The sequence below is a fragment of the Flavobacterium luteum genome (genome assembly GCF_008806775.1).
Classification (GTDB): Bacteria; Bacteroidota; Bacteroidia; order Flavobacteriales; family Flavobacteriaceae; genus Flavobacterium; species Flavobacterium luteum.
Genome location: NZ_WAEM01000004.1, coordinates 16,859 through 31,321, shown reverse-complemented (window position 1 = coordinate 31,321; position 14,463 = coordinate 16,859). Strand labels below are relative to the sequence as shown.

Sequence of the window (14,463 nt, the reverse complement as noted above, 5' to 3'; positions counted from 1 at the left end):
TGAAGAGCTCTATTTAAAGTTTAACTCCCATGCTAACGTAAATGTATACATAAAGAAGTACTCGCCAGGTTTAAAACTCTTTTCTTGATGAATAATACCAAATTGGGTACCCCATATATGTTTATTACTTTTACTAGAAAAATCATATTCTACTCTAAATTTTTGAGATTTTAATATAATAGTTGAATTTGTCTCATTTAAAATAAAAAATTGATTGTTTTCTGGGGAAATACCAAGCCCAAGTGAACAGCCTATAAAATTATTTGCATCTTTTCTGTACTTTCTATATGCCAAAGTACCTGAGGAACTTAAGCCAGCATCCCCTGGAGTTAAATAGGTTCTTAATGTCCAATAGTCATTTCCTGTATACCAACCAATAGAGCCCGTGTAAATATTTGTTACGGTTGAAAATTTTAAAGTTCGAAATCCAAGTGAAGCCTCAAAACTTTTGGGTAATGATTTATAGAGCTCGGCTCCATATCTTATGTTTGGAAATAAATCACTACTTGCAAATCCAAAATTTAAATAGGTGTAAAATCCGTTTGATATTCTAGGATATAAGTCAATTTCATATTGGATTCCGCTATCATTAAATCGTCTGTCATAATTTATCTTTGCAATCATGCTACCATATTTGGTTTGACGACCATATTTTAATGTATAATATTCAAATGGATCAAAAACATCAGAAAACACATCTACTTCAGATCTAAATCCAATTATGTTTTTTCTGAGTTTTTGCAAAAGTGTTTCTTTATAGTCAATTGCTTTCTTAAACTCTGGATTTTTTGCTAATAACAATTCAATAATATTTAGTGCTTCTTGTGGATGATTAGCATTTTCTTCAGCGTTAGCCTTTAAATACAGTATTTCAGCATCATTTGGAAATTTTTTTAAAACTTCATTCGACAGTTCTAAAGCAACAAAAGGAGAATTTGACCATAATTCATTATTTATGGCTGCAACCCAAGTACTTTTAGTATTTGAATCTCTCTCTAAAATATATTTAAACTCAGAGCGTGCTTTTTTATAATCTCCATCCCATGAATATGTTGTTGCCAAAAAAGCACGAACATCATGATAATTAGGATATTTTGTCAAAATAAACATTAATGTATCTTGTGCTTGTTTGCGTTGCTTGTTAAATGCTAAATTACGAGCCGTTTCAAAAGAAACATCAGGATCTCCTTTAAATTTTATTTCTTGGGAATTACCTTGAAAGAAGCAAAAAAAAGCAAATAGTATTGTGATTGAAGTAACTGTTTTTGAAATCATCATTTCAAGGATTTTTTAAAAGTTAAATAGGAATTATTCTCTGGTTGTATTTTCAAAAGAATATCAATAGTTTTATTAGCGTCTTTTAAATTTTTCATTCTCATATAAGCTTGAGCCAATTTATAAGTCAATTCCGGATCATTTAGCTGGTTGCTTATTGCTTTTTCACCTATTGCAACTGCTTTTTTATTTTGATCTGACCACCAATATACATCCATTATTGCGAGATAAGCATCGCTATAAAATGGAGTTCTGTTGATGACTTCTAGTAATTCTATTTCCGCATTTTTATAGTCGCCATCCCAAGCAAGTGTTCTGGCTTTTAAAGTTCTTACATCACCATAATTAGGCAAGTCATTTAAAACAAAATTGCATAATAATCGTGCTTTTTCGCGTTCTTTTTTAAAGGCTAAATCTCTGGCAAGAAAAAAAATATGATCTCGATCCAATCCTTTTGTTAATTTTTTTATCATTGCAAGTTGCTTTGTTGTAAATTCATATGTAGGTTTTACAAAGCTGCTAGTAACATTAGAAATTTTATTTTTTTTAGTTAAATAAACATTCAATTTTTTAAAATCATTAAAAGAACCGCTTATGGTTTCCATCATATTATTGTCAGTTTCACTAATGTTGAAATTTTCATCAATTTTAAAAAGGTTCCCATCTGAATAATAATAATCTTTATAGATATAATCATTAATGCTCCCCTTATATCTCATCAATGGAATGCTGTGAATGTTTCTAAATTGTCTTGCAGTATCTAATCCTTTTCCTAACCAAGTCGTTTTTTCTAATTTGTTAAACTTATAATTATTCATTAAAAATGAGACTAAGCTTGGCGTTACATCACTATGAGAAGAAATAGATTTGAATTTTGCAGTTTTCTTTAACATGGGACTATAGATATAAAGAGGAACATGAAAACGGGATAAATTATCTTTTTGAGGAATTGGAATTAACCTGTGATCGCCTGTAATTACAAAAATGGTGTTTTGATAATCTGGTCTTTTTGAATAGGCTTTTATGAAACTCTCTATAGAATTATCTGTATAAAGTAGGCAAGCAAATATGTCTTTGTATTCACTCATCCTATTTTTTTCGAAAGTAGGTTTTGTATTTAATATTCGGTCTACTCTTCCTAAATAAGCATTTTTTGAAGGGAAATCAAAGGGTTCATGATTGGTAAGAGTCATGATGATATCTAATCGAGGCTTCTTCTTATCTTTGAGCTCTGTCAAAGTTTTACGGTATATCTCAGCATCAGGATAACCCCAAGAAAAACCACCTGAATTTTCTTTTGTCTTGACATATCCTGGTCCAAATTTATTGATATCTATGATTTTATCAATACCATTATATTCTAAGAAATTACTTTTTCTGTCAAATGTTGATTCATCCCCACAATAATAATTGGTTTCATATCCGTTTGATTTTAAAATACTAATTAACGAATTGTGTTTCGGCAATGGATTGAGTTCCATGAACCCGTCTTCTCCAAAAGGCAGAGAACCCATTAATGAAGGTAGGGCGCCAAATGTTCTGCCAGCATTACTCACAAAATTCTCCCAATAAAGCGATTTTGAAGTCAATGAGTCAAGAAATGGTGTAAAGCCTTTATACTCGCCGTCATCTGTAAAATCACTACCAAGTCCTTCCACAATAATGAATACCACATTTGGTTTTTCTATATGAATGTTGAAAAATGGCGCTAATACATCTTTGGTATCTTTAGATGCTATTTCTAAAGGATATTCTTTTTTAGATGAAAAAGTTCCTTCAGAAGCTAAAGCTTTATCATTTCTTGACCTCATAATATCGCTCATTAAGAAATTTAATTTGTTTTGAGTTTCAAACTTATTACTACTGGCAACTAGAAAATGTAAACCGCTAAAAAAGAATAGAAATACAAGTAAAATTTTACTGTTAATTTTATGCTCAAAAAAATGAAAAAGCCTTATTAAACCTAGATAAGCAAAAGGTAAAATCATAAATGGCAATATCATTAGAAAGGATAGTTTTATAGAAGCGGTAACTGTCGTGTACATGTCGCTCCAAGAATACCCTAAAATATCAGCACCCAGATTAATATGAGTGGTGAGGCTGTATCCTGTCAATCCAAGCTGGATGACTATGACAATAATAAATAGGATTTTAATTACTACAATTCCTAATTTGATTTTAAAGTATTTTACTACTAAATATAGAGGGAAAAACAACAATCCGATTATTAAACCAGTAAAAAAATCATTTAGTATTTTAAGTCCAAAAGATTGTACATCAAAATTTTTGAATACATCAATAAAGCTCAAAAAACAAAAAATTATGATTAATGAAACTGTTGAATAAATATATTCTAAATTGTTTTGGTATTTAAATTGTTCTTTCATTTAGTTTTAATTAGGTGTTTCCCATTCCTTTTCTTGTCATGGTCCCCCATTCAATTTTTTTATAAAAGTAATATTCAATATTTCCTTTAATTGCCGCATAAAGTATAAATGGGTGATTCACTATTGGTTCTAAAAAAGATATTATGATTAATTTTATACCAATTTTTTTCTTCTTGTATTGATTATACGTTAATTCTTCAGAAATTATTGCTACGATAGAGAATAGAACCGAGAATGAGTAAGCTAGAAGTATAAATGAAAGCGAGTAATCCCATCTCACATAATCAAAAAAGATTAGAATTCCAAAGTAAATTAGACCTGCAACTTCTACAATAGGAGCCATTCTTTCAAAAATAAACCAATATGGATAACTCAATAAACCTAGTGAAAAGTATTTTTTATTAAATCCAATTTTTTTATGCTTTTTTAGAGTTTCTATTGTACCCCTTGTCCATCTGTTTCTTTGCGAAATAAAAGTTTTATAATTATCCGGTGCTTCAGTCCAACATAACGGATCAGGAATGTAAGCTACTTTGTATTTCTGATTTATTTCCTGCATATGTCTTCTCATTCGGACAATTATCTCCATGTCTTCTCCAACTGTATTGGTATCATAACCACCAACTTCGATTGCAATTTTCTTGTCAAACAAACCAAAAGCACCTGAAATAACTAATAAACCATTTAGCCTACTCCAAGCCATTCTTCCTAACAAAAACGCTCTTAGATATTCTAAAATTTGTCCTTGTTCTAACCATTTATTAGGGAAATTTATTTCTAGTAATTTACCATCTTTAATAGTACATGAGTTTGCAATTCTAATTACCCCTCCAGCTGCAATTACTTTTTGATCTGTTATTTCTAAAAATGGTTTAATTAATTTTTGCAGTGCATCTTCTAGTAACAAACAATCGACATCAATTGAGGCAACATACTTATTTTTACTAATGTTTAATCCCATATTTAAAGCATCTGCTTTTCCTCCATTTTCTTTATCAACAACAATTAATTTATCAAAAGCTGGGTTTGTAGATTTATATACACCACCTCTTAATGGCTTTGTTTTTATTTGTTCATTAATAGGAATATCAATTTGTATCAAGTCATAAGCTTTTATGAGTTTTTCTAAACTGTCATCTTTACTTCCATCATTTACTATTATCACATCATAATTTACATAATGGCTTGATAACAATGAGCGAACATTTTCAACAATATTTAAGCTTTCATTATAAGCAGGTGCTATTATTGAAATAGAAGGAGAAAAAGGAGAAGATAGTATTTCCTTGTAGTTTACAAAGCTGTTTTTTTTCATATAGCTTCTTGTTTCTATTGCTGAAATTATACCTAATAAAATATAAGAAGTTATAGCCGAAATAGAAAATATAAGAAAAAAATATTGAATTATTGTCAGTATAATTTGCCAAGTATTTGCATTCATATTTGTTTAGTTTTAAGCAGTTGTTTTTTTGTTTGTTATGTCTTCAAATAATTCGGTATCGTACAAATAGTATTCTTCAAAGTTTAGGTTTTTCATGATTTCCATTATTATTAATTTAATTTCTTGATTTTCATGATTTCTGTAATCTAACAAAAAGAATTTGTCACTGCTTTCATACGTGTTTTCTAGCATTTTGACAAATGCTATTTGTTCATCAAGACTTGTTTCTATAAAATTACTTTTCAAAACCACTTTAGCTTCAAGAACGTTCAAATGATTTAATGATTCAATAGCATTCACTCTTATCAGTTCGTTTTTATGATTTAAAAGTGCTATGATTTCATCCTTTACTTCATATTGATTATAAAGTCTAGCTAATTTTAAAGCAAAACTTACTACTGATTCATTTGTTGATTTTAACCAAGGTTTAATATCCGTAATATCCTGATCATCTGATTTTTGAAGAATTTCTAGTAATTGTATCTGATCCCATTCTGATAATGGAGTCTGTAATAAATTTAAAAACTCTAACCCTTTGAAAGTAAATAATTGAACTAGGTACAATTGCATTTCCTTTCGAACTTCTTTCTTTGGATGATTTATATTTTTCATAACCACACTCTGAATTCCTTTTACTTGAAATAGAGTAAGTTCTCTAATTGCATTTGCTATAACATCCCATTTCTTATGCCTTAATTTACTTAATGGGTATTGCAAAAGACCCAGTTCAATATAGAGCTTATCTATTGAGTCAGCTATTTCACCTGTTATTTCATTTCTTAATTTCAATAATGTTGCAATTAGTACTTTTCTTTTAAAAGCTTCTGAAGTAACGCCTTTCAATTCTTTTATGATTTTCTTTTGTTCAATACTAAAATCCTCCTCTTCATTTCCAGAATATAAATAAGTAATTAGACTTGATTCAAAATACATTTGACATTTTGATTCTAAACTAGATTTAACTCTTAATTTGTTTCTTAGATATCTCAAATAAATTATCAGAATAAAAACATTTGTCATTAAAATAACGCTTGTAATCCAAACAACTTTAATTATTAATGGAAACTGATTAAAATATTGTAAGATAAAATTATACTCATTCATAATTTATAATTTTTAAATGCTTTACTGAAGTAATCTTTTTACTCTAATAACCAATTCGTGAGGACTAAAAGGTTTACTCATAAAATCAGTTGCTCCTAAATCGAATGCTTTGAGAACTATTTCTTCTTGTCCAGCAGAAGAAAATACGATTATAGGTGTTTGTGAAATCAATTTATTTCTTACATGACTAATGACTTCAAGTCCACTTACAAAAGGCATCATGATATCAGTTAAAATTAATTCGGGGTCAAATTGTTCTATTAATTCTAATGCTTCTTTTCCATCTTTAGCAATAAGTAGTTTATACCCTTCTTTTTCTAATCTGAATTTAAGTAGCAACGAAAGAACTGAATTATCTTCTGCTAGTACAATTTTTTTGGCCTCATTCATGGTACTGTAATTTGTGATTACTAAAAAATATTAAAATGTTTTTGGAAATATTAAAAAAGTGAAATAATGCGATTTAATTATTTTGCTTAATTATTTTTCACATTTCAAATCTATATATTTAAAAAACTAAAAACAAATAAAATATCGACAAAAGTGATAAAATCATCGATTAAATACTTAATATAGATATTTTTATAATAAAATTCTTATATTATTTTATTATAAATAATTAAATTATTCATTGATTGCTAAAAATTATTTAAAAAAATTGCATATAAAGTAAACTTTTAAATAGTCATTTTTTTCCTGAGGTATTTATGAATAAAGTTTAAAATAGAGAATTGAAAGTCTATTTTTCATGTGGTATTAGATAGACTATTTTTAATGTGAAAAATGGAAGTGAAATTTTTAGAAAGAAAACATAATTATAATAATATATAAAATACTTTGAGAGTAATACTCGCAGATATTAAACTTTAATTTTGTTTTTAAATAGTTTAAAATACAATACTCTATTACTTTAAGATTAAGCCTTCTAGGTACTGTTCTAAAAATGCAGTTAAATCAAACCAATGCAGCTTTTGAGGATTTGAAACAATTGGTTTATTAATAAAATTTTCATTAGTTAAATAATAATGCAAACCATCACTAGTTGTTATTCCTTCAATTTGATGAAAAGGAAGTTTTAACTTAATTTTTCTTTTGTTTCCTGAAAAAAAATCGTTGTTTTTATAATCATACAACAAATAAATAAAAGGTTTTAACTTCTTGTTATAACCACATAAAGCAACTATTTTCTTTTCTTCAACATAAGCGGAACCAGTAATTAATCCCTTAATTGGATAGGATGTTTTATATTGAGCAACATAGTTTCCAGGTATTTTAGGTAAAGAATAAATACTAGTTTTATTTGATTTCCATTGTTTGGTAAACAAATACAAACTATCTCGGGTAGCAATCATTGATTCACAATCAAAATTGGTTCGATTCGATTTTTTGAGTTCAAAATCAAATTGATCTGAATAACGTAAAGATATAGTATCTATTTCCTGTTTGTTCAAAAGCAAAGAAGCCTTTTCTATTCTTAAAACATGCAAGTCCTTTCGATTCCCTCTATAATTATTCCCGAAATCTCCTATATACAAATACGAACTATCTTGAGCTATTTCCTCCCAATCCCTATTTGCAACATGACTTAATTGAATTTTCTTTACAACAGCTCCCGATAAGGTGTCTAAGGCATACAAATTTACATCTGTATCATCATTATGCGTCCACAGCAAACCGTTCCAAAAGGTTAAACCAGAAGTTTCATGAAGTGAATTATCTAAAATAAGTGAGAAATTAGGTTTTATAGCCTTGTGTTTGTACCTGCAACTTCCATCGTTTAAAGTGGCTAATGGATTATAATTTTTAGCCAATACATCTGTACAGCCAGCAACTTGGCCATTTAGAAAACAGGAAGTGAAACTTAAAATAAAAACTACAACTATTTTTTTGGTCATTTCTTTACTTCAGTGAATCAATTTTAAATCAAAATTACATATTCCGTCTATATTGACCACCAACTTCAAATAATGCATTCGTAATTTGTCCTAAAGAACAAACCTTTGTTGCTTCCATTAATTTCTCAAAAATATTTTTGTTGGAAATGGCTGCTTCTTGTAAAATTTCAATATGTTCGATAACTTTTTCAGCACTTGTTTTGTGCAAGTTGGTTAACATATCGATTTGATATTGTTTCTCTTGTTCAGTAGCGCGAATAACCTCAGCTGGAATAACCGTTGGAGAACCTTTAGAACTCAAAAACGTATTTACACCAATAATTGGAAATTCTCCCGTATGTTTTAAGGTTTCATAATACAAGCTTTCTTCCTGAATTTTAGAGCGTTGGTACATCGTTTCCATTGCGCCTAAAACACCTCCACGCTCAGTAATTCGGTCAAATTCTTGTAAAACAGCATTTTCAACTAAATCGGTTAATTCTTCAATAATAAACGAACCTTGAATTGGATTTTCGTTTTTAGCCAAACCTAATTCTTTATTAATAATCAACTGAATCGCCATGGCACGACGCACTGATTCTTCTGTTGGCGTAGTAATGGCTTCGTCGTAAGCATTGGTGTGTAATGAATTACAATTATCATAAATAGCATATAAGGCTTGCAAAGTGGTACGAATATCGTTAAAGTCAATTTCTTGAGCATGTAATGAGCGACCTGATGTTTGAATATGGTATTTTAACATTTGCGCTCTTTCGTTGGCTCCGTATTTATTTTTCAAGGCTTTTGCCCAAATTTTACGTGCTACACGACCAATTACCGCGTATTCTGGATCAATTCCATTAGAGAAAAAGAACGATAAGTTGGGTCCGAAATCGTTAATATTCATGCCACGACTCAAATAATATTCCACATAAGTGAAACCGTTTGATAAAGTGAATGCCAATTGCGTTATTGGATTCGCTCCTGCCTCAGCAATATGATAACCTGAAATAGAAACCGAATAGAAATTACGAACGTTTTCTTTTATGAAATATTCTTGTACATCGCCCATCAATCGCAATGCAAACTCCGTTGAAAAAATACAGGTGTTTTGCGCTTGATCTTCTTTTAAAATATCAGCTTGAACCGTTCCACGAACTTGTGCTAAGGTCTTTATTTTAATATCATTATAATTACCTAAAGGCAATACTTGATCACCAGTAACTCCTAAAAGCATCAAGCCCAAACCATTATTCCCTTCAGGCAATTCGCCTTGGTATTTTGGGACCACTGTTCCCTTTTTCTTATAGATTTCGTTGATTTTAGCTGAAACTTCATCAACTAAATTATTCTCTTTAATGTATTTTTCACAATTTTGATCAATAGCCGCATTCATAAAAAACCCAAGTAACATTGGAGCTGGACCGTTAATTGTCATAGAAACCGAAGTCATTGGATGGCTCAAATCGAAACCAGAATACAATTTTTTGGCATCATCCAAACAACAAATAGAAACTCCCGCATTTCCAATTTTTCCGTAAATATCCGGACGAATGTGTGGGTCATTTCCGTATAACGTTACACTATCAAAAGCCGTCGATAAGCGCTTTGCTGGTAATCCCGCTGACACATAATGAAAACGCTTGTTAGTACGTTCTGGCCCACCTTCGCCTGCGAACATACGTGACGGATCTTCACCTTCGCGTTTAAAAGGATACAATCCAGAGGTAAAAGGGAATTCGCCAGGAACATTTTCTTGCAAGTTCCATTTTAAAATATCACCCCAAGCTTGATATTTTGGTAATGATATTTTAGGAATTTGAGAATGCGATAAACTTTCGGTATGAGTGGTTATTTTTATTTCCTTATCACGGACTTTAAAACTATAAAAAGGGTTTTTGTATTTATTTACTTTTTCGTCCCAAGTTAAAATGACTTCCCAATTGTATGGATCGAGATTCATTTTTACACGGTCGAACTCTTTTAGAAGTAATACTAAAAATAGGTGAGATTGCTGAGCTAGTTCACTTTTGCTCTTATCCTCCTTTGTTGGAATGACAATTTCTTCGATTCCTGCTTTAGTTAGATTGGGTTTACTTCCAAAAACGGTTTCTATGGTTTTGTAAATTCCATATAATTTTTGAGCTACTTCAACTTGAGTTAAAGCAGTTTCATCGTATTTTCTATTACTCTCAGCAATTTCAGATAAATAACGGGTTCTATGTGGCGGAATAACATAAATTTTCTCGCTCATTTCACGAGTAATTTCGAAAGTTGATTTTAAATCAGCTCCTGTTTTCTCTACAATTTTATCCATAATAGATTTGTAGAGTGTATTCATTCCTGGATCGTTAAACTGAGAAGCTATAGTTCCGAAAACTGGCATTTTATCAGGATTTATATCCCAAAGATTATGATTACGTTGGTATTGTTTTTTAACATCCCGAATCGCATCTAAAGCACCACGTTTATCGAACTTATTCAATGCAACCAAATCGGCAAAATCTAACATATCAATTTTCTCTAATTGAGTTGCAGCGCCAAATTCAGGTGTCATGACATAAAGAGAAACATCAGAATGTTCAATTATTTCAGTATCACTTTGCCCAATTCCCGAAGTTTCTAATATAATAATATCGAATTTAGCAGCTTTTAACACTTCAATTGCCTCATTTACATATTTTGACAATGCCAAATTTGATTGACGTGTTGCTAGGGAACGCATATAAACTCTAGGATTATTAATGGCATTCATACGAATTCTATCGCCTAATAACGCCCCTCCTGTTTTTCTTTTTGAAGGATCGACAGATATTAATCCAATAGTTTTTGTTGGGAAATCGATTAAAAATCGGCGTACTAACTCATCTACTAAAGATGATTTTCCTGATCCACCAGTACCTGTAATTCCTAAAATAGGAATTTTTGAAGTTTCGTTAGTTGCATGAATCGCATCAAAAGTAGCTTTGGCAATTTCAGGAAAATTCTCAGCCGCAGAAATTAATCGTGCAATAGCTTTTGGATTTTTATCCTCAATATTATTCAATTCGTCGTTTAATTTATCCCCTATTGGATAATCCGACCGTTTTACCAAATCATTTATCATTCCCTGTAATCCCATGGCTCGACCATCATCCGGAGAATATATTCGTTCGATTCCGTATTTGTGTAATTCTAAAATTTCAGTTGGCAAAATCACACCGCCACCGCCACCAAATATCTTGATATGAGCTGCTCCTTTTTCCTTTAGCAAATCATACATATACTTAAAATATTCGTTGTGACCACCTTGATAGGATGTCATGGCAATAGCATTTGCGTCTTCTTGAATGGCTGTATTTACCACTTCTTCAACACTTCGGTCATGACCAAGGTGAATAACTTCTACACCTGTAGATTGTATTATTCTACGCATAATATTTATGGCAGCATCATGACCATCAAAAAGAGAGGCAGCTGTTACAATTCGGACTTTATTTTTAGGAATATAAGGCGTTTGAGGCTCCATGTGAGTAGCTAAGAATTTGTTCGTGCAATTTAGGCAAATTAAAAAAAATTCATCGTATAAAATCAGATAAAACGCAAAATATCAATTCCGAGCTTTTTTTTACAAAAAATAAGATTAGTTTTGAAAAAAATTGATTACAAATTACTTAATTTCATATAAAAAAGGGATTGATTTAATAAAATAAGATGCGAAACATTACAATACTTATTCACTGTGAAGACCAAAAAGGAATTATTGCGGCAGTGACCAATTTTATTTTAAAAGTAGAAGGAAATATTACTTACATTGATCAGCATGTAGATGTAGACCAAAATGTGTTTTTTATGCGTTTGGAATGCGAGTTGATGAATGAAAGGTGGAATGTAGAATCTATAAAAGTAGATTTCCAAGAATCAATTGCCAACGATTTTAAAATGTCATGGCAATTGTATAACAAAGACCAAAAACCAAAAATGGCTCTTTTTGTTTCCAAATATGAGCATTGTTTATTTGACATATTAGGCCGTTATAGTGCTGGAGAATTACCGTTAGAAATCCCTTTAATTATTAGTAATCATGAAGATTTAAAACCAATAGCAGACCGATTTAATATTCCGTTTCATCATGTACCTTTTAATAAGGAAAATAAAATAGAAGGTGAAAAACAACACATTGCACTATTGCAACAATACGATGTCGATTTTATAGTTTTGGCTCGATACATGCAAATTATAACTCCTCAATTAATTTCGCTTTATAAAAACAAAATCATTAACATTCATCATTCTTTTTTGCCCGCTTTCCCTGGCGCAAAACCTTATCATTCAGCATTCAAAAGAGGTGTGAAAATCATTGGAGCCACTAGCCATTATGTAACCGAAGAATTAGATGAAGGGCCAATTATTGAGCAAGATATTACTCGTGTTTTACACAGTCATTCTATTGAAGACTTTATAATGAAAGGTAAGGATCTAGAACGTATTGTTTTATCAAGAGCGATTAGATTGCATGCGGAAAGAAAAACTATGGTCTACAGTAACAAAACCGTTATCTTTTCTTAAAACGGCACAATCTTTGTCTTAAAAATTAAAAAATATTTATGAAAAAATTATTCTTGCTTTTAGTTCTAACACCGCTTTTATGTATTGGACAAGCTAAAACCAAAGCTAAAAAAAGCAAAATCAAAGTCCCAAAAATTGAAGCAGTAAACAAGGCTCTCACTCCAACTACTGCTTTAGATATTAGTAGCGGATTAAAAGAAGCCTTAAACAAAGGGGTTAGCGAACAAGTTTCTAAATTAACCGCTATAGATGGTTTTTATAAAAATGATTTGGTTAAAATCACTATGCCAGAAGAATTACAAAGAGTAGATGCTACCTTAAGAAAATTAGGCATGGGCAACTTGGTTGACGACGGAATAAAATCCTTAAATCGTGCTGCCGAAGATGCTGTAAAAGAAGCAACTCCAATTTTTGTTATTGCTATTAAAGATATTAACATTACAGATGCTAAAAGCATACTACTAGGAAAAGAAAATGCTGCAACAACTTATTTACAAACAGCTACTAATAAAGATTTGTATGCTAAATTCAATCCCGTAGTTCAGGAATCAGTAGGGAAAGTTGGTGCAGATGTGCTTTGGCCATCTATAATTAATAAATATAATACAATACCGTTTATTTCGAAAGTAAACCCAGACATAACAGATTATGTAACAAAAAAAGCTATGGACGGCGTTTTTAAAATGATTGCAGTTGAAGAAAAAAATATCAGAGAAAAACTAACTTCAAGAAATTCTGATTTATTGAAAAGTGTTTTTGCATTGCAAGACAAGAAATAAAATTTTAAAACTTAACAAAACTCAAACATATAAATAACAAAGCATTAACATTACAACTCATTAATAATCACCATATTTGTATGGTAATAAGGTTTTTTATTATTTGTTCAGAATTAGTAAAAAAGAAGCCAATATCTTAGGGTGTTGGCTTTTTTATTGAATCATTTTAAGGAATAAAATTACGTTTTTATTGAAAATTTCGGGCTGCTCAACATTTACAACATGGCCACATTGTTTAATTACAAATAATTGGGAAGATTTATAATGTTTTTCAACAACTTGCCTTACTGATGGTAAAAACATATAATCTTCTTCACCCATAACATACAGAGTTGGAATTCCTAATTCAACTTGACGAAACCATTTTAGAATTGGATTAATTTCTGCAGTGAGTTTAAACCATCGTATGAATTCTTTTTGATATAACTTTTTAGCTTCGTTTATAAACAATATTCTAGACTGTTTATGATTTTTATTTGGCATAATTACAAAAGCAAAAAACTTGTACAATACTAAATAAGGCAAAACATATTTAAACATGTTCCCCAATTTCATTAGTATTTGTGAACGGAAATTCATTTTAAGAATAGCTCCGCCAAGAATCATACTTTGAACACGCTCGGGATGTGTCTCAGCCAATTGTCGAATAAGAATAGTCCCGAGTGAAATTCCTACAAAATGTGATTTTTCAATTTTAAGGTAATCAATAACTTCCAAAACGTCATTTGCAATTGACTGGAACGTATATTTTCCTTTTAATGCATTTTTTATTTGAGTATTTGAATTACCATGGCCTCTTAAATCCAATAATAGAACATTGTACTGTTTTTTAAAATCTCTGATTTGTTTGAACCAAATAGACGAACTGCCTCCTGCACCATGCACAAAAGTTACCCATTGGGTACTCGTTTCGTTTTCGTATATGGTGTAATTGATCACTCTTTTTTTATATTAATTTTGAGTAAAGATAAAAGATGATTAATAAATGACAATAAATTTGTCATTTATATTTCTAGAAGTGATTATTGGAAATGTTTAATTTTACTAATTAATAT

10 protein-coding genes are annotated in these 14,463 nt (G+C 30.4%); 2 read left to right on the top strand and 8 right to left on the bottom strand.

Going from position 1 to position 14,463, the window contains the following annotated elements:
- Positions 1–9: 9 nt before the first annotated feature.
- The 7 genes from F6464_RS09245 to F6464_RS09215 all read right to left on the bottom strand — a co-directional run bounded on the left by F6464_RS09245 (position 10) and on the right by F6464_RS09215 (position 11,589).
- Positions 10–1,278, bottom strand: a complete 1,269-nt coding sequence (locus F6464_RS09245; RefSeq protein WP_225318055.1) for a YaiO family outer membrane beta-barrel protein — start codon at positions 1,276–1,278, stop codon at positions 10–12.
- The gene (locus F6464_RS09240) at positions 1,275–3,662 is read right to left on the bottom strand and encodes an LTA synthase family protein (RefSeq protein ID WP_151107528.1); all 2,388 of its coding nucleotides are present in this window, start codon (positions 3,660–3,662) and stop codon (positions 1,275–1,277) included. The genes F6464_RS09245 and F6464_RS09240 overlap by 4 nt, the downstream gene beginning before the upstream one ends.
- A gap of 10 nt (positions 3,663–3,672) precedes the next feature.
- A complete protein-coding gene (locus F6464_RS09235) occupies positions 3,673–5,103 on the bottom strand; it encodes a glycosyltransferase family 2 protein (RefSeq protein ID WP_151107527.1) in 1,431 nt (476 codons plus the stop codon).
- A gap of 12 nt (positions 5,104–5,115) precedes the next feature.
- A complete protein-coding gene (locus F6464_RS09230) occupies positions 5,116–6,207 on the bottom strand; it encodes a HEAT repeat domain-containing protein (RefSeq protein ID WP_151107526.1) in 1,092 nt (363 codons plus the stop codon).
- A 21-nt stretch (positions 6,208–6,228) separates the two neighbouring features.
- Positions 6,229–6,597, bottom strand: a complete 369-nt coding sequence (locus F6464_RS09225) for a response regulator transcription factor (RefSeq protein ID WP_151107525.1) — start codon at positions 6,595–6,597, stop codon at positions 6,229–6,231.
- 515 nt (positions 6,598–7,112) lie between these two features.
- Positions 7,113–8,102 (bottom strand): T9SS C-terminal target domain-containing protein, encoded by a 990-nt coding sequence (locus tag F6464_RS09220; protein WP_151107524.1) that lies wholly within the window; start codon positions 8,100–8,102, stop codon positions 7,113–7,115.
- A 34-nt stretch (positions 8,103–8,136) separates the two neighbouring features.
- Positions 8,137–11,589 (bottom strand): methylmalonyl-CoA mutase family protein, encoded by a 3,453-nt coding sequence (locus tag F6464_RS09215; protein ID WP_151107523.1) that lies wholly within the window; start codon positions 11,587–11,589, stop codon positions 8,137–8,139.
- Between the two features lie 185 nt (positions 11,590–11,774).
- Here F6464_RS09215 and purU point away from each other — a divergent pair, with 185 nt between their 5' ends.
- The gene (purU, locus tag F6464_RS09210; RefSeq protein WP_151107522.1) at positions 11,775–12,629 is read left to right on the top strand and encodes a formyltetrahydrofolate deformylase; all 855 of its coding nucleotides are present in this window, start codon (positions 11,775–11,777) and stop codon (positions 12,627–12,629) included.
- Positions 12,630–12,667: 38 nt separating this feature from the next.
- Positions 12,668–13,408: a DUF4197 domain-containing protein gene (locus F6464_RS09205; RefSeq protein ID WP_151107521.1), complete on the top strand. Its 741-nt coding sequence runs from the start codon at positions 12,668–12,670 to the stop codon at positions 13,406–13,408.
- Positions 13,409–13,561: 153 nt separating this feature from the next.
- On the opposite strand, the gene F6464_RS09200 is transcribed toward F6464_RS09205, so the two are convergent.
- On the bottom strand, positions 13,562–14,347 hold the full coding sequence (locus F6464_RS09200) for an alpha/beta fold hydrolase (RefSeq protein WP_151107520.1): 786 nt from the start codon (positions 14,345–14,347) through the stop codon (positions 13,562–13,564).
- Positions 14,348–14,463 lie beyond the last annotated feature (116 nt).